This window comes from Domibacillus robiginosus (assembly GCF_000966195.1).
Lineage (GTDB): Bacteria > Bacillota > Bacilli > Bacillales > Domibacillaceae > Domibacillus > Domibacillus robiginosus.
In genome coordinates this window covers 14822-39233 of sequence record NZ_LAHL01000041.1, presented here as the reverse complement: position 1 = coordinate 39233, position 24412 = coordinate 14822, and the positions used below count along the sequence as shown (strand labels likewise).

Below are 24412 nucleotides of genomic sequence, written 5' to 3'. Positions count from 1 at the left end.
TTATTACAGGAGCAAAGTAAATCGAAGCAGCTTCTCCATTTTGAAAAGTTAAGTGAAATAAAACGACCAATTGAAAAGAATTAAGTTAGAGGGTTGGAGTGAAAAATTAATGGCATACCGTGGAGTGATAATTGAACAGCAATGGATATTGAAAGAAGTACAAGCCTATTGTGTAGAAAAGTTTAAATCGAACTGCTTTCCTTATTTAAGAAAACAGAAGAAGCAAGGACGGCTGAAACGCACCGTTAATTCAAATGAAGGATTAAGCAAGGCACAATACACATTCGGTTTATAGAAAAAGGTATCAAAGATGAATACGTCCTTGCCCGGTACCAGAATCTGACGCCGGAACATTTGGAAATAGCGAAGAAGCGATGGGGATTTGCATAAAAAAGCAGTCAGAGGGGTCTTAACTAACTTTTTTATAAGAAAATTAATGTTCATACCTTATAAGCAAGTTAGCTATTAAACATAAATAGATAATTACAAAGCTCAATATTGACTTGTGAAACAAGATGGCATGACATGCTGAATGGGAGTACATACCTTTGGGGATAAATAGAACAAACACAGTTATACAAGGAAAAACTAAACGTGAAGCATCGGAGGAACAATTTTGAAAGTGATACACTGGTCCTTCGTATTTGCAGTTGTTGCTTTTCTCGCAGTAGCCGAATACGCAAAGACGGATATTAACCCCATAGGTATGTCAGCGTCAATCGTAACCGCCATAGTAATTGGATTATTTATAAGGCCATTAATTAAGTAACAACAGTATGAGAAGGAAACTTGGCTGCCGATCGGGTGACAGTAAGAAGTAAAAAACGATGAGGTTTTGTATAAAAATGCAGCTAAGCTTACGCTAGGCTGCCATAGAAAGTGTTTCATCTATGATTGTGGGTTTAAGCTGACTGTAATATGATGAGCTATTTCAAAGGAATTATTTAAAAAATTATTACTTTAGGATGCCTAAAAGTTGAATAAAGGGGCAGCTGCTCCAATTATCGAGTTGAGACGACCTTTATAGGACATACTAAGAAAAACTTTTTAGATGGTGATGGCTTGAAAAAGAAAGTTATTTTGTTCCTAAGTATCACATTTGCTGTCCTAGTAACAGTAGTGGTAATCCGAGACATGTTAAATGGAAATTTCTCTACCTGGCCGGCCGGACTTGGTATGGTTTCTTGCAGTGCGCTGCCTATTTTCCTTTTATTTTTAAAAAAGCATCCTTTTAACCTGCCTTTGATTATCAGCTACTACCTTTTCTTATTTATTACGCTTTTTTTGGGAGCCGTCTTAAAATTTTATGATCGCTTTTTATGGTGGGATACAATGCTTCATTTCTTTGGAGGTTCCTTTTCAGGCTTCATTGGCACAGCGATTTACAATTTTCTTCTGCCAAAGAGGTTACAAAGAGGAGTTTCACGATGGATGATCTTTTTGTTTGCTTTATCATTTTCAGTAACGATTAGTGTTCTGTGGGAAAGCGCTGAGTTTGCCGGGACTGTTATAGGTTTTTTGCAAGGAGAAAGCAATAAGGATACGATGAAAGATATGATGGCTGGTTTAACGGGAGCACTAATCGTAGCTAGATATGCAGGGCTTAGAAAAAAGTCCAGCTGAAACAAATAAGTTTTGTTTTGCAAGAATACGAATGTGACATTATGGATATTAAAAGCTACTCAGCAGAGCAAGCGAAAGGATAACTAAAGGTAATGGCGAACTTACTTTAATCTACAGATAATGATAAGCGTTATCCTAACTTGGCGATTGGATGGCTTCAGGAAGCGAAGAAGCGGTGGAGAATTCAATAAAAACCCAGAAGCAATACTCTTGGGTAATCAAGCTTAAACCATAGGGGGTGGATAGCTTGACACCGTTTATTATCCTTTAATAGTTTAAAAGTGCAAATTTAGATGTGTTGCAATAAAAAAGCAGCCAGACGAGGGAGCCTGACTGTAGAAATGATTACCTTTATAGGAGTTGGGTTGGAAACTGACAGTATCATGATTGACTTTTAAAGAAAATTTTATACAAAAAGCGAAAAATCTTTAAAAATTTATTATTTATCTTGAAGCTGGAATTGGATAATTAATTCATCTAATTCCTGGCTATAAACCAACACTTCTTTGCTTTCCAAACCATAGACTGAAGCAGCAATAATCATTAAGTGTCGAATCCTTTCAATTTTAAACGATAACTTTTCAAAAGTTGGTTGGTCGTTTTCCATAAAACTTCTCCTGTATAAAATGTAAAACTAGTTAAATTATAGAATGTTTTATACAAAAAGAATATATATGTTCGCTTAGTAATTTATACCAATAAAAAGACCGGGAAGCTCCCTAGCTCTTTAAAACATTATAAAATGTTTTATTTTGACCTAATGAGGAACAGAGACTTGTTCGTTCAATAACAAAAGGAGGGAGCAGGGACGTTCGTTTCTTCTTATAAAGAAAATCAGATAGCAACTTACAACAGGATAAAGTCCTATGTTAAACGGGAGAGCCGAAAGCGTTTTCTGATCAGGAAAAGGATAAACTTCTCCAAAATTGAAATGAAACCATAACTCGTTTATCAAGAATGCAACGGCTGAAGCCATTGGGGCGATCAAAGGAATGAGCTTTTTATTTTTTGAATTGAGATGCAAAATAGCAATAAATCACGGTATAACTAAAGCTGCAATTATAACAAACATACTTTTAACCGCCTTTTAAAAATGGTAATTAGGACTATTTCCCCTCTAAACAAGTATACAGTAAACGAAAACTAAACTCATTGAAAAGATACAATACAACATAATGAAATTATGTTTTTATACTGTCGCGTTGGGTTGGTGGTAGTATATCGAAATTTGTAGAATTTTGTTTTATATAGTAGTATTTAATGTATACACATTTTTGTTTTGCCATGGATCTTTCTCCGTGGCTTTTTTTATATATAAATTTAAGAAATACACTGAACTAATGCAACATATTGGATACTTATATTATATTTAATGTAACAAAATGAATGAAAAATGGGTTTTTTTATGGTTGCTAGACAAGGGCAAAATAGCGTGGATTCGATTTGAAGGTTCTCTACCATAAAAAGTTTGTGAAATAATGTACTTAAAGTAACGGAGGCTTTAGTGGGACAATGCCTTATAAAAATAATCATTATAAAAGAAGCACTGGATCCGCTGCTGCATCTGCGTCCGGGGCTTCTTTTTTATTCCTCATCTTGCTTCAGTGCCGCTTGACGTTCAGACATCAATTCCCGCAGCTCTTTCAAATCCAAGAAGTGTATACGGTAATAAAAAAGCCCTAGCATAAGCTGGGGCTATTTTATTTTTGACCACATCGTGACCGCTGAAAGTATATAACTTCATATCCACTCAGGTCTATATTTTTTGTTTTCAGTAATGATAGGAATGATTTTACAATTATCAGAGCCACTCATATCCATTGGTATAAGTAGATGGCATTATAAGTTGTAATTGATAATTGATCAAAACGTTTAATTAATTTTTTTGTTGAATATTGTCGAAAATTGTTTAGGGATAGTATATAATAACTAGAGAAGCAGTTGTATTTTAACCTAGTCAAATGAGCAAATAAAATAATTCTTTAAAGAAAAAAACGATATGAAAAGCTAAATAAACAGTTTGTTCAAAGGAGGTAAACCTATGAAATACTGTACACCATGCAATAACAATGGATGTAAGCATTGCCGGAAAACAAAATAATTAATATTCCTTCTAAAAATTAAGCTTAGGGGGATCTCAAGGGCACTGAATCAATACATCCGTGATATTGATTCAGTGCCCTTTTTGGGTTATTTCAGCAGTTCCTTGCAAATAAAGGGAAATAAATTATGATGAAACGGACAAAGCCAGCATTTAAGCACCTTGAAATTTCGCTTCATGCTTCGAAATGATTCGCACTCATTGAGGTACTATTGTTAATGGATTTTTTGAACTGGGCATTGTCACAGCTGTCAAAATGCCGCTTCTCATATTGGGGTGCTCACGAATATTTTTCAATCAATCTATTGCTGTATTTCCATGCTGGACACTCTTTTTGATTCACTTGAACAGAGAGGGCAGCCAAGAAAAAAGGGAATCATCCCTTTTTGACGAAATGTAAGGAAAAGGGGGAGCACGTAATGGATAAAATCATTTATAAAGTCAAATTACAGTTCGATAAAGACAATAGTGAGATTATCGAAGTCAAAGGCCCGCCCGGTAAGGAAGAAGTAGTTTTGAAAATGTTTACCGACCATGAAGAAAAATGGATTATGGACGAGAACCACCAGGCGATTAACTTGAATTTAGTTACGAAAATTTCAATTGTAAAGCCGGCCAGTACTAAAGCTGAACCGGCAGACATGTGATAGTTGAAAAAAGCATCCTGCGAGGTGCTTTTTCTTTGCTTAAAAAACCATTTCGAAGGTTGTGATAAAGACAACCAGAACATGGAGAGCAAGGTGTCGTTTTTATATTCAGGTGTAATGTCGCCTTCAGGTTTTTTATAGAAAATCATAAAAAGTGTAAATAAGCGTAAAAAAATTAGGTATATAGGACGATAATAAATGTATAACCAACTATTGTACGAAAAGGCAAAACTATTAAAAAGTAGTGACGCAAAGCTATAGGGGCTAACGTAACCAAACTATGCCAGCCAGTTGTCGAATCCGATTTGTTTATCATTTTAAAAGGGAGGACATCTTATGCCGCTATGTATCGTAGTAGTAATTTGGAAACCTTTCAAGAGGGGTAGAATCAAATTTTTTACATTGATGAACAGCGCTAGAATTTGTTTTATCAAATTTAGAAATCTTGGAGAAAGCATAAACTAATGGGAATAAGAGCGGAAAGAACGGAACAGCTATTGGTAAAAACCAGCAAACCCGCCCCAAGACAGAAATTCTCAGAAGAAGAAAAAGCCTTTATTCAACACCTGGTTTGCGAAAGAAAGAAAAGGAAACTTACTCAAGGGGGTCTTGCGAAAATCATAGGAGCAGATCAAGCTGCTATTGCCAGACTGGAAACCATGAGAGTAAATCCGACTTTAAAAACAATCATAAATATATTAGATGCAATGGATATGCAGCTAGTAATTGTAGAGAAAGAATAGAAAGGCTTGTTTCTTCTTGATATAGTAATCAAAACGAAATAATTTAAATAAGAGCATCCACCCAGGTGCTCTTTTTGGGGCAATACACTCTGACAGCGGGGATAGTCTTTTATTTAACCTGGAAGATGAAAAAGGAACGCGGGATACCTGCTTAATTGCGCAGCAGCGAGAAAACGCAACAAAGGATGCTTCTCAAACAATGAAGTCTTATGATCTAATGGGCCAAGTGCAATGGGCTATAGCTGCTTATGGAAAATGTCCGTTTTTTGCAGCTATTTAATACGCTGAAATACCAGGCTTTGAATCGGGCTATCACTTGAGACGGGGTGTGCCCCTGGCCAGGATCGATCACCTGCTTGAAGAAAAATCGCTTGTTGGAGCGCCGCGTATTTTCCGTATTGTTACAGCTGCATTTAAAATGCGGAAAGTGGCTGAATTAGCTGCAAAAGAGATTGGCTTTGATGCCTCAAGGGAGCAAACAATAATAAGGAATATACCGGCGTGTTCACGTTCCTTGCGTCAGCAGAAGAAGCAAGAACAATTATCGAAGTCGAATATGGATATAGCATCCGACAATCAAATTCTAAAGCAAGGCTGCATAAAAAAAGCCCCGGTTTTAAACTGCACCTCCAGTCGTTATTTGTGTCTAACAATGGGGGTGCAGTTTATTTTAGGCGGGGTGTAAACAAAATTGACTTGAGAAAATGGGAAGACTGGGAACGACAGTTGACCTGGAAAAGTCACACCAAAACCATATTTTAACGGCATAAATGCGAACCCGTGCCCCATACTTACTCAACACAGTCAACGTTACAGCAAATAAAGGCTAAAGAAGAAAGCTTAAAAGGTTTAATGATCAATATTGAACACTTAGCAGTATCCGCCTCCTACATAAGAGGCACCAATGATAATTAAAAGAATAAACAAAACAACAATTAATGCGAAGCCAGATCCGTATCCGTTTCCGCCAGTGTTTTCACAGCCCACGATGATCACCTCCACCTTTACATAGTATGAAGAGGTTCAAGCGAGGACTGTATAAATGACCATGTAAAAATAAAAATAATGAGGAAGCTAACAATAAAATTGTTTAAAAAAACAGCCAGGCGGGACCTGGCTGCAGAAATGGTGACGAGTTGTAGGAGTTGGGTTTAACAGTACTAGTATGACCGTTTAAATAAAACCTATACAAAATAGAAAATCGAGTAATGACCGGGTTAAGTCACATGATCCTTATCTCATCTTTCGGCTAAAAATACATGCAATAATACCAGGACTTAATACGAGGAACATAAAAAAAGCTGATGGTCTTCTTTTCTCCTCTATTTCAGATATGCCCATACTTACAAACATAATGGCTAAAAAATTGAGCATAGCTGGCTATCGTAAATAACTTTTCCGTTATTAAACCATAGACAGATAAAGCAGCAGCAATTAGGCCACAAATAATTCTGCATGACTGTAATAATGTAATGATCTCCTAATTCTAAGGTTATGAACACAAATGTATGTAAAAAAAGAATAAAACCTGAAAGCCGGCTGTTTTTTTAATTATATAAAGTGGTGATTTACCCTTGTTAAAGTAGACTTATAACCGTATAATGACCCATATTGAATTGAACAATGTTAAACCGGCATTTCCAAGCTGCAGAAGATATGCTTAGTCGGCATATTTTTTGGCAGCTTATTTTTTTTACTAACGACGAAGGAGCTGACAAATATGAGTAACATACATTCAAAAAAACAAAAAAATATGTTTGCTCATTCCCTATATTTATTTTTGGATAAGTTTTTTAAGCTGTCTGAGCGCAATACAAATGTAAAAACAGAAGTTTTAGCTGGCGTTACGACATTTATGACGGTCAGCTATATTATCTTAATCAATCCAATTATTTTAGGGGATGCAGGCATGCCGGTAGAAGCTGCACTGGGTGCTACCATATATGCCGTTATGTTTGCTACACTCCTTATGGGTCTATGGGCGAATTTTCCTATTGTGCTGGGGCCGGGGATGGGGCTGAATGCATTTTTTACTTATTCGGTTGTTTTAGGGCAAGGTCTCACCTGGCAAACAGCACTGGGTGCTGTTTTTATTTCGGGCATTGTTTTCTTTCTACTGACGGTTACAGGCATCCGTGAAAAAATAATCGATGCCATACCCGAAGTGTTAAAAGCTTCTATTACAACCGGAATTGGGTTGTTTATTGCATTTGTTGGATTTAAAAATGCTGGATTAGTGGTTGCGGACGAATCCACTTTTGTTTCTCTTGGGGATCTTTCCCAGCCGGGCCCGCTGCTAGCTTTGTTTGGGCTTGTTTTATGTGCTGTTTTAATGGCAAAGCGGATAAAAGGAGCATTGATTATCAGTATTTTAGCCACCACTGTTTTAGCCATGCTTGTTGGAGCTCAAGAAGTGCCTCAAAAACTGGGTCATGTCTTTTCCCTGACACCGCCTAGTATTTCGGATACATTTATGCAGCTGGATTTAAAAGGAGCAATTGCATATGGCCTTTTTTCGGTTGTTTTTTCATTTACGATTGTAGAGCTGTTTGACACATTGGCGACTTTGATTGGTTTATCGAAAAAAGCTGGATTAGCGGATGAAAACGGGAAAATAGCAGGAATCAACCGTGCTTTAACGGCAGATTCTATTGGTACGATGGCAAGTGCCGTGTTTGGAAGCACTGCGTTAAATACGTATGTTGAAAATGCCACTGGAATTGTAGAAGGCGGGAGAACAGGACTAAAGGCCGTAACAGCAGCTGTTTTATTCGGCCTTACACTATTTTTGGCTCCTCTCATTCACTTTATTCCGAATGCAGCCACAGCGTCTGTGTTGATTATAATCGGTTCGATGATGCTGAGTGAAATTAAAAAAATAAACTTTGATGACTTCACGGAATTTGTACCGGCTTTCTTGACAATGATTTTAATGCCTTTAACATACAGCATCGCAGAAGGACTGGCATTCGGCTTTGTTTCTTATACAGTATTAAAACTTGTGACAGGTCGGGCGAAAGAAGTTCATTGGATGATGTATATTGTCAGTGCTGCTTTTATCATTAATTTTGTGCTGATCAGCCATTAATAAAGTAAACAAGCAGAATTGAATAGAGTGGAAAAATAAAAGATAGGTTGCGTCTACAAGTAAATATGTATACTAAAGCTTTATGTCTAGAAGCATGGCTTTTTCTAAATAAGAAAAAGTGAGTGGTTTCTGACATAAAGCTTTTTTTGGCATTCAAAAAACCGATGTGTCTGAAGATGAAGAGAGCCTGTTCTTTACTTTTTTATCATCATTTAAGAATGGTATGGTAGAATATTGCTTAACGATACATATGAGGTGAAAGACATGTCAATTTACGATGATATTGAAAAAATAAAAAAGCAAATAGAGGAAGAAAACAGCGAACCATTAAAAATTGCCCTGTTTGGCCAGCCGGGTGCCGGGAAATCCTCGATTATCAATAAGCTAGTCGGTGAACGGGTAGCCGAAACGGGTGCGTCAACCGATATAACGGTTGAAGCTGATTTTATTCCGTATGAAGGCCTACTGCTGGTGGACCTGCCAGGGTATGGAACAAGCAAATTTCCCCCTAATGAATGGATGAGCCAGTTTAATCCGAAAGAATTTGATTTATTTTTATGTGTGTTCTCTGGAAAATTCCATGAGGCAGATACGCAATTTTTTAAAGAGCTGAAGGAAAGCGGCAAAGTGTGTTTATTTGTCCGCAATATGAGTGACCAGCTATGGGAAGATGGAAAAACACTTGAAGAATTGCAGCAGAATATTATTGGTGATGTAGAAAAGCAGGTTGGTTCAAAACAAAATGTATATTTTACGAGCTGCCGAACTTCTTCTGGCTTTGATCTTTTACAGAATGCGATCCAGGAATCACTTGAGCCGGCGAAGAAAGAAAAATATATCCGCTATGCGAAAGCGTATACAATGGAGCATCTTGAGCAAAAAAGAGAAGAATGCAAAAAGCTTGTTGCAAAATATGCGGCGATTGCAGCAGCAAATGGAATTAACCCGGTCCCGGGAGTCGATATTAGCGTTGACCTTTCTGTCATGTTAAAGCTGTTCTCTCAAATTAATAAAGCATATGGACTAAACGATGCCAAGCTTGCTTTATTAGAAAGCGCACTGCTCCCGGTGGCTAAAAAAGTGCTCGATTACGCGACAAAAGAAGGACTGTCTCTGCTATTAAAACGCTTTGCGACAAGGTCAGCACTTAAAAATTCATCTAAATATGTTCCGATCGTCGGCCAGGTTATCGCAGCGTCAGCCGGATACGCAATGACGTATAAAGCGGGCATTCATTACCTGGATGACTGCCATGAGTTGGCGACTGAGGTTTTAAAGAGGGAGCTGCATTAACCGCTTATGGTGAGCAATCCATTTAAGCGAACAAAAAAGGATACGAATTATGACTTTTCTTTTTATAAATCGGCGCCTCACCGAAGAAAAAGCAGGCTGGAAGAAAACTTTTCGCAGCTGGAGACACTGCTGAAGAAAGCAGAGGGCAGGAAAATTGCATTAATTGGCCAGCCGGGTGCGGGGAAGTCATCTCTTCTTTTAAAACTGACGAACGGAAAGTGCGAGCCGAAACCAACTATTGGCCAGGGAACCGATACAACAGATTGGAGCAGCAGTTCAAAGCCTATATTGTGTCATCAATACGATAGAATATACTTTATCGACACACCTGGTTATGATACGAAAGCACATCCTTTGAAAAGCTACCATGAATATTTTCCTTTCCATTGTTTCGATACCGTTTTGTTTGTGATAAAAGGAAAAGTTCATCAAAGTGATGAGGAAATGCTTCGGCTGGTTATGAATAAAACCAGGCGTACGTCCACTGTTGTGCTAGTAAGAGGCTACGCTGAAGATCTAACCGAGGAAGATAGAAAAAGCCTCGAACACGAGTACAGCATCAAATTTAAAACGGAAAAACACAACCTCCCTTTCTTTTTTGTAAGCAATCGTTTCGGAGAAGGGATTGCTGAGCTTCAGGCTTGTTTAAATATAAAATGATCCTATCTGTTCCATTTTTTGAAGTGTTTCTATTTTTTATTAAAAAAGATAAAAAAGAATTGAAGAAACACTGGCTGCATCACCAGAGAGAAATCAATAAAAAGCATTTGCAGACAATACTTTGTTTTTTACCTGTTTTCGCTTGTGGAAAACAAAAAAGCCGGGCATATACCCGGCTTTTTTAAATCACTGTATGAAACTGGTTATTTTACTAATTTGAGCGCTTGCTCAGAAATATAAAAGTCTTTTCCATTGTATACAGTAACAGCGTTCACTTCATTTTCTTTAGTCGACTTACCTGCTTTTTGGATTACAATATTTTTGTTAACCGGAAATTCGACCGTTTTATTCCCTTTTACCGCCACCAAAACAGGGTTGTTTGAATCTGTTAGATCAATGCGGGCTGTATAACCTTTCTTCGCTAAAGCTTCTTCGGCATTTGTGTACAGTTTATCAGATACCTTCCCAAGATCGAAGTTCATCACTTCTGCCATTTTTTTCGCAATATCTGTGTTTTCAACTAATCCAGTTGGTCTTGATGGGCCGTACGAGTACAAGAAAACATCTTCACCGGTATGGCCGCCAGTTGTAAAGCCGAGATTTGCGCGTTTAGCCAGCATTTTTGACATATCGGAACCAATGTTTTTGGAAGCAGTAAGGGTTTTTAGTTCTTCATCTGTCAGGTCTTCAAGGCCGTAAAGAGTGGCTACTTCCTTCAAATTCGATTTATCTTCTTTCAGCTGGCTGAGAGCACCTTCAACGGTCATCTTTGCTTTTTTCAACGGGTCAATGTATGTAGAGACCGGTGTTGAAGGATAAGAGGAATTTGTATTTGTATTCCCGATTGAGATACCGCTGTTACCGTGGTCAGTAAGAGCGATAACCATTGTGTTTCCATCTTTTTTTGCAAACTCAACCGCTTCTTTTACAGCATCGTCAAAAGCAAGCGTATCGCTGATCATTCCGATTGGGTCGTTGGCATGAGCTGCCCAGTCAATCTTGCTTCCTTCTACAAACAGAAAGAATCCATCCTTGTCTTTGTTTAACGTATTAATCGCTTTTCCTGTCATTTCCGCTAGCGTCGGCTGGCTTGGCTGAGTGGTTCCGCGGTCAAAGTCGTAAGCAAGAGCACTTGGCGCAAAGCTTCCCCAAATTTTGTTATAATCGGAAGCCAAAAGTTCATCACGATTTTCGACGAAGTCATATTTTTTCTGCTCTAAAACATCTAAAAGGTTTTCGCCGTCAGTTCGCGCGTTTTTCGTTGTTCCTGGAGCAAGAGACTCTTTTCCTCCACCCAGTACAACATCAATGCCCTGATACACCTGCTGTTCAGCAATGTCACCATAGTTGCTCCGATGTGCAGCATGAGCAGAAAAACCTGCTGGTGTGGCGTGCTGAATTTCAGAAGTGGAAATGATACCTGTTGCTTTTCCTTGCAGCTTAGCGCCTTCTAAAACATTGGCCACAGGCTTTTGAGCATCTTCCGGTTTAACAGACTCCAATCCAGGCGATTTTACGACGGAGGGCAGGATGCCAACATATTTATCATTTGATTTATGGCCTGTCGCAAGTGCAGTGGCTGCGGGCGCCGAGTCTGTAATAGCAGATTCAGCTGAGTATGTACGAACGCCTCCTGACATCATTTGATCCATAGCCAAGTTTTCACCTTTATACCACCTTGAAAGAGTAGTTGTGCTGGCACTTGTCCCATCCATGACCATCATAATGACATTAACTGGCTCTTTTTTCGGGTTTTTCGCCTGCGCGTCTTCTTTAGCAGCAGAAAATCCAAGCGAAGAAAGAGCGACAGCTCCTGCCAATGTAATTCCTGCAGCTTTTTTGTTTAACTTTTTCAACGTAATCCCTCCGAATAACTTAATAAAGCTAAGAATAAAGTAGATTTATTAAGAAAATAAAACAACAACGTAAAGATCATGTTTAAGTATTGTGAAGCTGTTTAAAGTTTTGCAGAATGCATGAAAAGTAAGAAATAAGGAACTTGAAACAAACTACTTGGTTTGTTTTGAGTAAAATATTAGAAATTAAAAAGTGATAAAGAGGAAGAAGGACATACATTTATTCTGTTAATATGCACTTTTATACGTCAAAAGATGTAACGTTACATAAAATAATTGAAGTGACTGCTAAATAAATAAGACCATTATTTTCAAATGCTTTCTGAGAGTTGATTGTAAGAAAGGAATGATGTATGATAAAAATCGTAATCATTACGATTTAAAAAGAGAATCAAAATGGAGAAAGTACCTGTTACTGTTTTAAGTGGCTATTTAGGGTCAGATAAAACAACGCTGTTGAACTATATCTTGCTATCGGAATGAATATGAAGTAAGGGCTTTTCTGGATTTTTGCTTGCTCTCCACAGAAGAGGAATCATTGGATTGGACTCAATTTTTTCACCCAATTTCAGCTTTTACTGTCTATTAAATATAGCAAAAGTCTTACGCAAGCTGGAGATATAGAGCAAGAATGTAGAATATAAAACGTAATCATTACGAAAAATGAATGGAGTGTTAAGAAATGGCGAAAAAATCAAAAGTGGTAAAAGAGAAAAAAAGACAGGTAATGGTCGCGAGATATGCGGAACTGCGCTGGGAGTTAAAAGAAAAAGGGGACTATGAGGCACTTCGTAAATTGCCGAGGGATTCGTCTCCCACAAGATTGAAAAGTAGATGTGAGATAACAGGGCGTCCAAGGGGGTATCTGCGGAAGTTTAAAATGTCACGTATCGCTTTTCGGGAATATGCTCATAAAGGCCAGGTTCCCGGTGTAAAAAAGGCAAGCTGGTAAGCCAATGAATGAAGCACTGCTGGCGTGCTGCTAAATAGACTCGTTCAATCCCTGCCGGAATAAAAAAGGAAGTTATACGAATATGTAGTAAAGATCGAGGATATGCTTGCCCGGCAGGCAAAAACATCGGAGCATTTTTATAGCTTTTGATAGAGCATACTCCACACAAACAAGCTGCTGCGCATTTAGGCTGTTCTTATCCAGAAGTCATTCAGAGGATGAGGGAAATTGAAGAAGAGCTGGATGATGAGCTGCATGCTATATTAAAAAGGGCGAATTGGCTGAACTACACTCCTTTAACAAGGAAACAAAAAGAAGTTAAAGCGAAAAGGACTGCTCTTTACCTATTTGTTATTTAAGGGATCAGCTCATTTTGAGTGTAATAAAATGATTGATGAAATGAAAACACATCTATTGAAAGAATTCCCTTGTTTTCGATCATTGTTTTTTAAAATTAAATAGTTTGGTTTAAAATCGCCTGTAAAAAGGTGATTTTTTATTTTTTAAACTAGTTACATATGCCGCTACAGAAGGAACACTTACCTCATACAGTATGGTATACCATGAAAAAGGAGGGGTAAAGTTATGTCAAGAAGTTACGAAGAAGAAAGCGAGAACAAAAAGCGCAAGCGCAAGCACCGTGAAGACAGGGAGCGCGAAGACAACAACCGGAATAATGATGAAGAGGTAGCACAGGATGGCGTTCAAAAATCGATTATCGAACAAGAATCGGATGAACTAGTATGGATTAAAGATTCTTGTAATGTTGATGTTCAGTCAACAGATACGCAGGCTGCCGTTTCTCTTCAAGTAGGCTTGCAGCTAGCAATTGCGCTGGTTATCAGCATTACGATTGGCGATTCAGATGAGGGTCAGTCGGTAGCACAGGAGCTTTTCCAGCAGTTTGATGCGGAGCAGACAAACAAACAGAAAATCTTTGTTGAAAACTCTAAAGATGTTAAGATCACAACAACTGATACAGATCTCTCAGTAAACATTCAAGCGCTTCTGCAAGTGCTGGTTGCTTTAGTGATTAAATTAGACGTGTTGTAATCCGTTTTATTAAAAATGAAAGAGGTGAATCATATGAGTGAGAAAAAGTGGAGAGCACTAGACCATTGTGATAACAATAACGGCCGAAACGATGATGATATTTCACAGGAAGCAGACCAATTTGTTTCAACCGAGCAGAAATCGTTTGAATGGATTATTGTAAAGGATTCAGAAGACGTAGATGTGAGAACAACAGATACGCAAGCAGCGGTTTCTCTGCAGCTTGGCATCCAGGCAGCCATTGCAGTGGTTCTCAGTATCACAATTGGCGATTCCGATCAAAGCAAGTCAGTGCTTCAAGACCTTAAACAATTTATGAAGACAAAGCAAAAAAATACGCAAAAAACAGTTGTGGAAGGATCTAAGCACGTAAAAGTAACAACAACAGATACTGATTTGGCTTTGAATATTCAAGCATTGCTTCAAATCCTGGTTGCCATTGTCGTTAAGCTTGATGTTCTTTAAAAGATAGATCAGTTTAAAAAGAGGAGAGAAATGTATGGATAATACAGGTAAAGACCTGGTTGAACAATTGCGTAAAATGAACGAGAAATCTCTCCAAAAGCTAGTAAAAGATTCTCGTCAGAAGCGTAGTAATGCTAAGCTAAAAGAAGATTTTAAGAAAAACCAGGCTAAGGCGCTGGAAGAGCTGAAAAAACAACATACTCCAGCACCTGATTCAACGAATACGTCTTTAAAAGATATGCTGGACAAATTATTCGAATAATTTGTAATGGATTCATTACGGCTGCATGGAGTTATAAAAAATTTAGCTAAGTTTCTTTAATTCTCTTTACTAGAAAAGGAATTTGAATGAATATAAACAATGAACGCCCGCTGCTGCTTTAAAGCACCCGTCTATTTTTATAGGCGGGATATTTAATTAGCCCTCGTAACTTAAATAGTAGTACCTGTTTCACGCAGTTATAAGTGGAATACATAGGCCGGAGAATAGCTCAAAATTCATTATATTGTCACCCATTTATGTGCAAATCGTCAGACGCTAAAAAACAAAGCATGTTATACTAACATGAACCAATTTAAAATTTATGGCTTCCTTTGATTTTTCGCTATTGGGTCAAGAGCTACAAAGATATTGCCGAAATAAACTATACTTTTTCAAAAGGATGATGAAGATGTTACTAGATAAATCAAGAGCACAAGTAGTGGTAGAAATTAATCAAACGGCCAGCCGATTCAAATCAAGTATTGTGATTATTACAGACAATCAAACGATCGATGCCAAAAGCATTTTAGGGCTGACATACAGCATTTTAAATTCAAAATCCTTCAAGCTGGAGATTCACGGACCGGATGAGGACGAAGCAAAAGTGGCAATGTCCAGTGTATTTTGGAAACACAGCCTGCCGGTTGAAGTTGTTTAATAAAGCATTTGCTGAAAGTGCAGACCTTCATTCAGGGCTGCATTTTTTATTTTTGATAAAAATAAAAAATAGACAATGGCTCAAACAAGCATTAATGAGCGGATTTTCATATGAGTAGGAGCATGTATATATTTTTTAATACACTATGTGTAAAATTCAACAAATAAGAATTTTTACACCAAAGAAACTATATGAAAAAATGACAAAAATGAAGTTACTTACTTCTTTTCTATTTTTCATTCCTATTTTAAAATACTAAAGGATGCTTGAAAGCGAGTTAACTAATAGATCGTCTATATAAAGAAAGAAGGTTGATGTTTTGAAGAAATATGGTTACACCACTACATACGTGACAAAAAGTGAAAAAGCAAGACTGAAAAAAATAGCAATCCGTACGATAATTGCAAGTATGCTGATCCTGCCAGTAACACCATTTTCTCACCTTAATGGTTTTCCAACAGCTGCGGCATCACAAGAAGCAAAAGAAACAGAAAATACCTCTATAGAAAATAAACGTATTCCATCAGTTGATTCTCTTAATCTACATCTTAAATCAGCAGTACTGATGGAGCCGACGACTGGAAAAGTCCTTTTATCCGTGAACGCCGATACAGCTTACGCACCGGCCAGTATGACCAAAATGATGACAGAATATATTGTGATGGACAGGGTGAAAAAAGGGGAGATCTCCTGGAATGATTCTGTCACAGTGAAGGAAAATGCAGACAAGACGATTGGCGCTACTGTATATCTCACAGCAGGAGAGCAGTACACCGTAAAAGAGCTATATACAGCCATGGCTCTTCATTCAGCCAACGATGCAGCCGTAGCGCTTGCAGAACACGTGGCTGGTTCAGAGGCAGCATTTGTTAAGCTGATGAATGAGGAAGCTCAGCGGATGGAAATGACTAAAACCGAATACATCAATGCCACAGGATTAGACCGGTTAGATATGCCGGCAGCATTCCGTCCAACCCATAATAAAGAAACAAAAATGTCGGCAATGGACGTGGCAAGGCTTGTTCAGCACATCATTCAGGATCAGCCAGAGTTTTCCGATTTCACTTCTCTTCAAACATACCAATTCCGTGATGAGGATCCAGAACCTCTTGTAAATTCCGATTGGATGCTTGAAGCCAATAAAAGTCACCCGGAGCTAAAAAAATATGCTTATGAAGGGCTGGATGGGTTAAAAACAGGCTATACGACCAACGCAGGGTACTGCTTTGCCGGTACAGCTGAACGCGATGGAATGCGTTTGATTAGTGTCGTCATGGGCGCAGAAACGATGGGTAGCCGCTTTACTGAAACGAAGAAAGTGCTGGATTATGGTTTTGATCACTTTGAAATCCGACAAGTAGTTACAGCGGGAAGTCCATCAAAAGAAGAAAAAGCGCCCGTCTTAAAGGGGAAAGCAACTGAGGTTGCGGTTGTGCCGGAGCAAACGGTTGCTTTTCTCGTACCAAAAGGAATAGCATCTCCAAAACTTGACGCCAAAACGGATTTTACAAATGATGAACTTACAGCTCCTGTAAAAGAAGGTATAAAAGCTGGTACCGTCACATACACATATCACATTGATGGAGTGGAAGGGGCGCAGGAACAAACGGTAAATCTAGTTACGACCGAAGAAGTTGAAAAAGCAGGATGGCTTCGTTTAATGTTCCGCTCTATTGGCAATGTTTCAGCTGCCATTTTTTCTGGTGAAAAAGAATAATAGATTGCATATTGTTTCACAGATGCACTTTTGAGTAAGAGAACAGGTTTTTTGAAAATTATGGTTTTCACATTAAAGTAGAGATGATATAGTATGTAAAACATAGAGATGATTATATGGGGGTAGCAAAAATTGTTAGCTAGTTGCAATTATTGTCATCAAGGAGTTTTGTTGCCGTCTCTGGATATGTCCTCCCTTTATTACCAGGGGAAAATACTGTTTATTCATAACGTGCCATATGGCCACTGTACACACTGTAGGAATAGGGAATATAACTCTCTCCAAGAAAGCAAAAAAGTGGCTCAGCAGGCTTATGAACAATATGGAATTACGTCAATTGATTTTATTCAAAGTGCTCAAACCAAATAGAGGATTAAAAAGAACCGACAAATTTATTTTGTTGGTTCTTTTTTTTTTTGAATGCAAGGAGTTATTTAAGTAAGACTATAATACGTTTATAAAATAAATTGGATAATTTTTATTTAGTTTAAAAGAGAGGATACGAACAATTTCCCTGGATCAGCGGGTGTTTTAAGAAAATAAAGCGTTTCAAAAATGGTTTATTTTAAAAACATTATGTGCAAAAATCAAAGGATATTTTAAAAAAACATATAGCAATAACCTCGTTTTTGCCAAAAACAAAACCCGAGCTAATAAAAGCTTTATCAAAAGCTGGGAAGGGTATAATAAAAAAAGTAGCGCAGACATTAATTAAGTCTGTTGCATGATAAACTAAAGTGCATTATTTAAATGTGTTGAAAAGCAAACCAACATATAAAAGACACAAAAAGAAAAGGGGATACGATGACAAAGGAAAACGAAACAACCCAAACTGGCTGGAGCCTTGACAACAGTTATACTCAGCTGCCAAAAACATTTTTCTCAGTTATTGACGTAAATCCTGTACGCTCGCCCAAACTCGTCGTTTTAAATGATACGCTTGCTTCCTCTCTTGGACTGGATGCACAACAACTAAGAAAAGCAGAAGAAATAGAAGTGTTAGCGGGTAACCGGGTACCTGAAGGCGCCGCAAAGATTGCTCAGGCGTATGCAGGCCATCAATTTGGGCACTTTACCATGCTTGGCGACGGCCGGGCACTGCTTGTTGGTGAACAGATCACGCCTTCTGGAGACCGTTTTGACATCCAGCTTAAAGGCTCGGGGCGAACCCCTTATTCGCGTGGAGGCGACGGCCGGGCGGCACTGGGTCCAATGCTGCGTGAATACATTATTAGCGAAGCCATGCATGCGCTTGGAATTCCGACTACTCGAAGTTTATCCGTTGTCACAACAGGGGAAACCGTTAACCGTGAAACCGGCTTGACTGGTGCAATTATGACACGTGTAGCGGCCAGCCATCTGCGTGTCGGCACATTTGAGTTTGCAGCGCAATGGGGTTCTGAAGAAGACCTGCGCAGCCTCGCTGATTACACGATCTCGCGTCATTATCCACATATAGAGGCAAGTGAAAACCGCTACCTCTCACTGCTTCGAGAATTGATCAGGCGTCAAGCATCTTTAATAGCCAAATGGCAGCTGGTCGGTTTTATTCATGGAGTTATGAACACTGATAATATGACGATCAGCGGTGAAACCATTGATTATGGTCCTTGTGCTTTTATGGATGTATATGATCCGGAGACGGTATTCAGCTCCATTGATGTTCAAGGGCGTTATGCGTATAAAAATCAGCCGCCTATTGGAGGATGGAACCTGGCGCGACTTGCTGAAACGCTGCTGCCACTTTTGCATAAAGATCAGGATGAAGCGGTAAACCTGGCTCAAAAAGAACTAACAGATTATATTGAAGTATACCGCTCGAACTGGCTTGCAGGAATGAGAGCCAAACTCGGTATTATGAATAAAGAAGCAGGAGACGAAGCGCTTATTGAAGATTTTCTCAGCCTGATGCATAAATATCGTGCAGACTACACGAACACGTTCCGTGCTTTAACAGCTGACCAGCTAGAAAACATGGACTTGTTTAAAGCACCGGAATTTGCCGAATGGCAGAAACGCTGGCACGATAGACTGGATAAACAGTCAGAATCAAAAGAAGCTTCACGTGACTTAATGCGAAGCAGCAATCCGGCTGTGATCCCGAGGAATCACAGAGTAGAAGCAGCATTAGAAGCTGCCGGACAGGGAGACTTTATTGTAATGGAAAAATTGCTTAAAGCTCTTTCTGACCCATATGCGTATTCTGCAGAACAAGCGGAATATGCGGATCTTCCTGAGCCAACACTACGTCCGTACCGAACATTCTGTGGGACCTGATAAAAGCTTTTTGTATGTTGAATCAAAGATCGGTTAAAAATAAGGAGACCTTTTTTAAAGGCATCCTTATTTTTAAGTTTAAGGAGAATCGTGATGATGGCAGATAAAAAATTTATCTATGTTTATTATGAAGAACAAGATTTGTTATGGAAGATCAATGAGTTAAAACAAGAAGGTTATAAAGAAGAAGATATGTATGTTATCGTAAAAGATGAAGAAGAGATGTTAATGAGAAAAGGTCAGATGGATATAAAAGTAGAGTCTGCGCGACTTGAATCGTGGAGAGACCGATTTGCTGCTTTTTTATTGGGGGATAAGCCTGTACGTGATGCTTTGCTTCGTATAGGAATGTCAGCTGGCATGTCGGAGGAAGAAGCAGACAAGCATTACACAGATGTGATCACAGGCGGTATGCTGCTATATGTAGATGCAAAGCCAAAGCCAGAAAACAATGAGCCTTTTCATACAACAAGCCCATATACAGATCCGGGCGTAGAGGATTACTTTATTTAAAATAATAAACGACAGAATAAGCCTGAATAAGTCTTATACTTATTCAGGCAAATACTATATGGAATTACTTTATTAATCCTGCTGTTCCTTTTTTTTAATTTCCTCAATTTCTTCCATATGCTGCTGGTATTGTTCTTCTATATCCTTTGTTGCAGGAATGATCGGTTCTTGATTGTAATCAGTTCTCCTTCCATATCGAAGCATGTCATAAATAATTAAACCGTTATTGGGCTTCCCGTTTACTGTCTTCATTGGCACAGCATCGAACAATACGTAGTAAAATGCATAAAAAATAAATCGATCCCAAAATGTAGCGTATTCCTGCCAATAACCATTTGCCAAAAGAGAATTAATGATTAAAGCAGTAATGACATTCGTTAAAATAGGCCCTGCATATACAAAAATATAAACCCACTTGTTTTCTTTGTTTAAAGAATCATAAGAAAACCAGCTATAGAGGTGATAATACTTTCTCACGTCCAGTATGCCTGCCTTAAATATTCGAGGGCCTGAACCGATTGTAATTCTTGGATTTTCGACCCCGAAGAGGAAACTCACAATCAAATAACCCATTTCTCGCAATAATACAACCACTGGCAAAATAATAAAAGCTGAAATCACTAACGATAGTAAATCGGATAATCCAAACATCAAACACTCACCTTAGTATAAGTCTTTAATTAACAGCTACCCGTCTTTAAGATGAACGAACCGTTTTTTCTTCCGAAGGGTGCAATTGGGAAAGTACTCAAGGAAATCGATTTGCGCCAGATATGATAGCTACGCCTTCAGTCCTTTTAACAGAGGAAGAGCTGGAAACTTACAGTATGAAGACTATCCGTGAAAAAACTCGTTCTCGTTTTATTGTTTGTTCGGATGGATGATTTTTAAGCAGTTTTATTCAAAGCTCCAATAAATAATCCTGTTTATTTGTTGATTTAAATATTTGCTTGTTTAGAGAAATGCGGCTTTAGCTTAAAGCCTGTTAAAGCCATGCAATAATGAAGAATCAAGCATTCTAGACAAACAGCCAGTATCATTCCCGCGCCAACAGGTCCGTGGAATAAAAGGGATAAAGAAAAAGAACATAAATACCTATTTTTATGAGCCATATATTCATTTTTGTTAATTCTTGAATAATCAACATAAAACGATCAACAGGGATGGGGCGAAATTGGTATGTAAATAGATAGCTGTGCCCAGCCCTATTATGATGAAGCGTGCACCATCACATAATAATTTATTCATAAGACCATAACTCTGGTGTAGCGAAAGAGCCTAATAAAAATGCCATAGATCTATACTAATTTCGGTGACAAAAGCCATTACAGCCCGGAAAACTCTAATCTTTATTGTTTTCATATTGAATTGCAGCAAATAAAAATGCAAGCAATAATAACTTCCCAGCTTCCCACTGTAAGCCCTGAATGGCCGGCTCATCCGACTAACAAAGCGTCAAAAGGAGATCGAGGACTGACTGTATTGTTAAGGTAACACCAAACATAAGCATAACGATCCAGTTGAATAAAGGGTGTACTTTGTCATACTGAGACGTCTCATAAAAGTTCAGCAGTTAACTCTTTTTTCATCAAAAGGTGGGGAATACCATCCTCCATAAAAACATCTGATGAAGCATAATAGCCAAGTTTCTTATAAAAGCCCTCTGCCTGTACCTGTCCATGTAGCTTGACCTGAGAAGTTCCCTGCTTCCTCGCTATCGTTTCTAACGCCCCAATGATCACTTTTCCGAGGCCGAATTGACGGTAAGGTTTTAGTATACAAATTCTTTCCAGCTTGCCAACATCATCAACCCATCTTATCCGTCCTGTTCCGACCGGCTCATCCTCATAATAAACCAGAATGTGCTGAGCAGGTCCCTGAAGAGTATCAAACTCATCAAATTCATCTTCTAAAGATACCTTTTGTTCTTCAACAAACACTTCTTTCCGAATGGAAAAGGCTTTTTTTAATTCACTGTCCAATGTTATGATTTTAGCATGCATGTTTCTTCAATCCTTTTCTAGATTTATTAAAATCGTCCAGTCATCGTACATGTATATGACTCATTATGATATCAACTATAATGCATTTTTGTTGCAAATACAACGAAAAACAAGGAGTTTACACATGAGGGAGATTCTCAGAGAAATTGGAATGATCGCCAGAGCGCTCGATTCAATCAGTAACATTGAATTTAAAGAGTTTAACCTTACGAAAGGTCAGTATTTATATCTGATAAGAATTTGTGAAAATCCGGGCATTATTCAGGAAAAAGTTGCGGAAATGCTTAAAGTAGACCGCACTACAGCAGCTCGTGCCATTAAAAAGTTGGAAATTCAAGGTTTTATTGTAAAAAAAGAGGATGACCATAATAAAAAAATCAAAAAGCTATATCCAACCGAAAAAGGCAGAAAGCTTTACCCTTTTTTGAAAAGAGAAGGAGACCATTCTAACCAGATAGCACTGACTGGACTTTCAGAAGAAGAAGCAGCAATGCTTTTTGATCTTCTTCAAAGAGTAAGGAAAAATGTGGAGATTGATTGGGAGCTTGTTAAAAAAGGAAACAAACGAGAGTATTGAGCGGATCACCTCGCAGACTGCTTTTAATCTCTGGACCGTAAGTAGTCCAATCAGTTGGGCAGTACAAGGGAAGCCAAGACGATAAGGCTTTCCCTTGATTACGATGTTATTTACCCCGCAATTTCTGAAGGTCGTTCACTGTGACAAATGTATAGCCTTCTTCTGTTAATGAATGTAATATTTCTTTTATCACTTTCAGCTCTTTACCGGTTTCGTCATACATTGGATGGAGCAAAATGATAGAGCCATTTTCTATATTCTTCTCTACAAAACGAACCTTGTTAGCAGCACGATCGGGTTCAATGCTCCAGGTTATTGTGTCTCTATTATGTCTGTTTAAATAGAAGGGTAGCATTAAAATTTTCTTCCCATTTGGAGGACGAAAGTCTATTTCATCTTCATAGCCAATTTTTCTAATTAACTGGTCAGTTCTTTCAATTTCTTCTTTGATAAAAGAATAAGATTTCAAAATCATTCGCTGATGCGAATAACTATGGTTTCCGATTTGATGGCCAGCAGCTGCAATTTTTTTAGCTTCCTCAGGATTTTTTTTAATTTCATTTCCAATTAGAAAAAAAGTGGCTTTTGCATTGTACTGTTTTAATAAGGGAAGAATGTCATCTGCCTTTTTTGTTGGTCCGTCATCAAAGGTTAACGCAACTACCTTTTGCTGGGTTTCTATGTGATTAGTCAATCCCCCAAACAGTTGAAAATCTCTAGCATTCATTAGCTTATAAGTCCCCCATAATAAAAGGAACCCGATTAAAATGGTTATTCCAATCATTATTAGTGTTTTTTTCATGGAAATTACCTTTCTTTTAAATGTCATTAACTATTCTTTTATTATAAAATACTTTAATAAAATCTTCTTGCTCCTTTGCGGCGGAAGAAAAAATTAATTTTGATGTTAATACACTATTTGCAAAATTCAAAATAAAATCAAAACATCCATAACTATAAAGTCTAACCTGCCTTTTTTTAACTTGTTTTGCATATGTAAAAAAGATATCAGGATACACTCCATTGATTTATAATAATACTGTTTTTTCTTCTTCCAGGGCACTCTTATATTTTAAAAAAACAAATGATTATATTTTTATAAAATGATACATTCGGAATGTGGCCAATACTCTGTGGAAAGAAGAAAGAAAACATGACTAAGAAAATCGAAACGCTTCCAAAATCTCGTATCGCCTATGTGCGGCAAGTAGGTCCATACGGCTTTGCTAACATTCAAGCTATGCAAACATTAAAGAAATGGACAGCGGAAAACGATCTGCTCTCCGAAACATCTATAGTTCTTGAAGTTTCACAAGATAACCTCGAAACAACGCTGCCTGAAAACTGTCGCGACGATGCTTGTATCGTTCTTTCGGAAGATGATCAAATTGACGATTTTATGAGCGAAAGCGAACTTTGCGGTGGGAACTATGCCATTTACAAAGTAAAACACGCAATGGAAGACATTCAAAAAGCATGGGGCTGTATTGTTTCTGAATTGTCCAACAGCGGTTATCAGATTGATGATCGGCCTTCTTTCGAAAGATACGAGAGAAAACTGGTTTCTAATCATCAGTGCGAAATTTGTGTGCCCATCAAGTAATTATAACTTGATTCTATAGGCCGTGTTTTCAACTATTCACAGAATGTTTTCTATATACAAATCTTGCTGTCGTAAGAAGTATAGACTTTCTTCTTTAAGCCGGAGGTGAAAGATTGTGCAGACAACACGGGGGAGTCGCTTACATAAGGATAAAAGCCAGGAATAAGTTTCTGAGTATCAAATGCCCGAACATTTCTTTCAAAGGTCCATAAACTAATAAAAAAAGCGGCGTATTCAAAATCTTTCTTTTAAGCGGACTGCAAAATGCAGCCGTTTTTTTTATTGAGATCAGATACAGATAATATATACGTATAACGTAAT

The 24412-nt window shown here is 38.1% G+C and carries 27 protein-coding genes, 1 pseudogene and 1 riboswitch; of the genes and pseudogenes, 21 read left to right on the top strand and 7 right to left on the bottom strand.

What is annotated here, in order from left to right; genetic code table 11:
* The first annotated feature begins 109 nt into the window (after window positions 1–109).
* The gene (locus VP97_RS17800; protein WP_050183423.1) at window positions 110–295 is read left to right on the top strand and encodes a hypothetical protein; all 186 of its coding nucleotides are present in this window, start codon (window positions 110–112) and stop codon (window positions 293–295) included.
* A gap of 767 nt (window positions 296–1062) precedes the next feature.
* A complete protein-coding gene (locus tag VP97_RS17795; RefSeq protein WP_050183422.1) occupies window positions 1063–1623 on the top strand; it encodes a DUF2238 domain-containing protein in 561 nt (186 codons plus the stop codon).
* A 439-nt stretch (window positions 1624–2062) separates the two neighbouring features.
* On the opposite strand, the gene VP97_RS23435 is transcribed toward VP97_RS17795, so the two are convergent.
* On the bottom strand, window positions 2063–2230 hold the full coding sequence (locus tag VP97_RS23435; protein ID WP_082220426.1) for an aspartyl-phosphate phosphatase Spo0E family protein: 168 nt from the start codon (window positions 2228–2230) through the stop codon (window positions 2063–2065).
* Between the two features lie 1913 nt (window positions 2231–4143).
* Between VP97_RS23435 and VP97_RS17790 the strand changes: the two genes are divergently transcribed.
* From VP97_RS17790 to VP97_RS17780, 3 genes are all read left to right on the top strand, one after another.
* Window positions 4144–4371, top strand: a complete 228-nt coding sequence (locus VP97_RS17790; protein ID WP_050183421.1) for a hypothetical protein — start codon at window positions 4144–4146, stop codon at window positions 4369–4371.
* Between the two features lie 214 nt (window positions 4372–4585).
* Window positions 4586–4670: riboswitch (cyclic di-GMP riboswitch) on the top strand.
* 165 nt (window positions 4671–4835) lie between these two features.
* On the top strand, window positions 4836–5114 hold the full coding sequence (locus VP97_RS17785; RefSeq protein ID WP_050183420.1) for a helix-turn-helix domain-containing protein: 279 nt from the start codon (window positions 4836–4838) through the stop codon (window positions 5112–5114).
* A gap of 316 nt (window positions 5115–5430) precedes the next feature.
* A complete protein-coding gene (locus VP97_RS17780) occupies window positions 5431–5799 on the top strand; it encodes a hypothetical protein (RefSeq protein WP_156153548.1) in 369 nt (122 codons plus the stop codon).
* Between the two features lie 185 nt (window positions 5800–5984).
* Here VP97_RS17780 and VP97_RS23430 read toward each other — a convergent pair whose 3' ends face one another.
* Together VP97_RS23430 and VP97_RS24955 are read right to left on the bottom strand one after the other, a co-directional pair.
* Window positions 5985–6101, bottom strand: coding sequence for a YjcZ family sporulation protein (locus VP97_RS23430; RefSeq protein ID WP_082220425.1), 117 nt, complete (start codon window positions 6099–6101; stop codon window positions 5985–5987).
* A 246-nt stretch (window positions 6102–6347) separates the two neighbouring features.
* Window positions 6348–6488, bottom strand: a complete 141-nt coding sequence (locus VP97_RS24955) for a DUF3953 domain-containing protein (protein ID WP_082220424.1) — start codon at window positions 6486–6488, stop codon at window positions 6348–6350.
* Between the two features lie 346 nt (window positions 6489–6834).
* Between VP97_RS24955 and VP97_RS17775 the strand changes: the two genes are divergently transcribed.
* The 3 genes from VP97_RS17775 (at window position 6835) to VP97_RS17765 (ending at window position 10155) form a co-directional block, all read left to right on the top strand.
* The gene (locus tag VP97_RS17775; RefSeq protein ID WP_156153547.1) at window positions 6835–8202 is read left to right on the top strand and encodes an NCS2 family permease; all 1368 of its coding nucleotides are present in this window, start codon (window positions 6835–6837) and stop codon (window positions 8200–8202) included.
* 264 nt (window positions 8203–8466) lie between these two features.
* Window positions 8467–9495: a GTPase gene (locus tag VP97_RS17770; protein WP_050183418.1), complete on the top strand. Its 1029-nt coding sequence runs from the start codon at window positions 8467–8469 to the stop codon at window positions 9493–9495.
* A 6-nt stretch (window positions 9496–9501) separates the two neighbouring features.
* Entirely contained in the window at window positions 9502–10155 is a 654-nt protein-coding gene (locus tag VP97_RS17765; RefSeq protein ID WP_050183417.1) for a GTPase domain-containing protein, read from the top strand.
* Between the two features lie 203 nt (window positions 10156–10358).
* Here the strand turns inward: VP97_RS17765 and VP97_RS17755 are convergent, their stop codons facing one another.
* On the bottom strand, window positions 10359–12011 hold the full coding sequence (locus tag VP97_RS17755; RefSeq protein WP_050183415.1) for an alkaline phosphatase: 1653 nt from the start codon (window positions 12009–12011) through the stop codon (window positions 10359–10361).
* A gap of 396 nt (window positions 12012–12407) precedes the next feature.
* Here VP97_RS17755 and VP97_RS24780 point away from each other — a divergent pair.
* The 11 genes and pseudogenes from VP97_RS24780 to VP97_RS17710 all read left to right on the top strand — a co-directional run.
* Window positions 12408–12482, top strand: a pseudogene (locus VP97_RS24780) (GTP-binding protein); the annotation flags it as partial.
* 211 nt (window positions 12483–12693) lie between these two features.
* Window positions 12694–12963, top strand: a complete 270-nt coding sequence (rpsN, locus tag VP97_RS17750; protein ID WP_050183414.1) for a 30S ribosomal protein S14 — start codon at window positions 12694–12696, stop codon at window positions 12961–12963.
* A gap of 218 nt (window positions 12964–13181) precedes the next feature.
* A complete protein-coding gene (locus tag VP97_RS23990) occupies window positions 13182–13322 on the top strand; it encodes a hypothetical protein (RefSeq protein ID WP_156153546.1) in 141 nt (46 codons plus the stop codon).
* 226 nt (window positions 13323–13548) lie between these two features.
* Complete coding sequence (locus tag VP97_RS17745; RefSeq protein WP_050183413.1) at window positions 13549–14016, top strand: spore coat protein; 468 nt, start codon at window positions 13549–13551, stop codon at window positions 14014–14016.
* Between the two features lie 33 nt (window positions 14017–14049).
* Complete coding sequence (locus VP97_RS17740; RefSeq protein WP_050183412.1) at window positions 14050–14481, top strand: spore coat protein; 432 nt, start codon at window positions 14050–14052, stop codon at window positions 14479–14481.
* A 34-nt stretch (window positions 14482–14515) separates the two neighbouring features.
* Window positions 14516–14743 carry a hypothetical protein gene (locus VP97_RS17735; RefSeq protein ID WP_050183411.1) on the top strand — a complete coding sequence of 76 codons (228 nt, stop codon included), beginning with the start codon at window positions 14516–14518 and terminating at the stop codon, window positions 14741–14743.
* A gap of 409 nt (window positions 14744–15152) precedes the next feature.
* Complete coding sequence (locus VP97_RS17730) at window positions 15153–15401, top strand: HPr family phosphocarrier protein (RefSeq protein WP_050183410.1); 249 nt, start codon at window positions 15153–15155, stop codon at window positions 15399–15401.
* A 409-nt stretch (window positions 15402–15810) separates the two neighbouring features.
* Window positions 15811–17118 (top strand): D-alanyl-D-alanine carboxypeptidase family protein, encoded by a 1308-nt coding sequence (locus VP97_RS17725; protein ID WP_082220431.1) that lies wholly within the window; start codon window positions 15811–15813, stop codon window positions 17116–17118.
* Window positions 17119–17250: 132 nt separating this feature from the next.
* A complete protein-coding gene (locus tag VP97_RS24950; protein WP_156153545.1) occupies window positions 17251–17487 on the top strand; it encodes a YgiT-type zinc finger protein in 237 nt (78 codons plus the stop codon).
* A gap of 435 nt (window positions 17488–17922) precedes the next feature.
* Complete coding sequence (locus tag VP97_RS17715) at window positions 17923–19395, top strand: protein adenylyltransferase SelO (protein WP_050183408.1); 1473 nt, start codon at window positions 17923–17925, stop codon at window positions 19393–19395.
* 96 nt (window positions 19396–19491) lie between these two features.
* Window positions 19492–19908, top strand: coding sequence for a YflT domain-containing protein (locus VP97_RS17710; RefSeq protein ID WP_172656806.1), 417 nt, complete (start codon window positions 19492–19494; stop codon window positions 19906–19908).
* A 72-nt stretch (window positions 19909–19980) separates the two neighbouring features.
* On the opposite strand, the gene VP97_RS17705 is transcribed toward VP97_RS17710, so the two are convergent.
* Both VP97_RS17705 and VP97_RS17700 read right to left on the bottom strand, forming a co-directional pair.
* Window positions 19981–20559 carry a hypothetical protein gene (locus tag VP97_RS17705; RefSeq protein WP_050183406.1) on the bottom strand — a complete coding sequence of 193 codons (579 nt, stop codon included), beginning with the start codon at window positions 20557–20559 and terminating at the stop codon, window positions 19981–19983.
* A gap of 905 nt (window positions 20560–21464) precedes the next feature.
* The gene (locus VP97_RS17700; RefSeq protein ID WP_050183405.1) at window positions 21465–21911 is read right to left on the bottom strand and encodes a GNAT family N-acetyltransferase; all 447 of its coding nucleotides are present in this window, start codon (window positions 21909–21911) and stop codon (window positions 21465–21467) included.
* A 124-nt stretch (window positions 21912–22035) separates the two neighbouring features.
* On the opposite strand from VP97_RS17700, the gene VP97_RS17695 reads away from it, so the two are divergent.
* A complete protein-coding gene (locus tag VP97_RS17695) occupies window positions 22036–22488 on the top strand; it encodes a MarR family winged helix-turn-helix transcriptional regulator (RefSeq protein WP_050183404.1) in 453 nt (150 codons plus the stop codon).
* 106 nt (window positions 22489–22594) lie between these two features.
* Here the strand turns inward: VP97_RS17695 and VP97_RS17690 are convergent, their stop codons facing one another.
* Window positions 22595–23290: a polysaccharide deacetylase family protein gene (locus VP97_RS17690; protein WP_050183483.1), complete on the bottom strand. Its 696-nt coding sequence runs from the start codon at window positions 23288–23290 to the stop codon at window positions 22595–22597.
* A gap of 351 nt (window positions 23291–23641) precedes the next feature.
* Between VP97_RS17690 and VP97_RS17680 the strand changes: the two genes are divergently transcribed.
* Window positions 23642–24091, top strand: a complete 450-nt coding sequence (locus VP97_RS17680; RefSeq protein ID WP_050183402.1) for an AraC family transcriptional regulator — start codon at window positions 23642–23644, stop codon at window positions 24089–24091.
* Window positions 24092–24412: the final 321 nt, after the last annotated feature.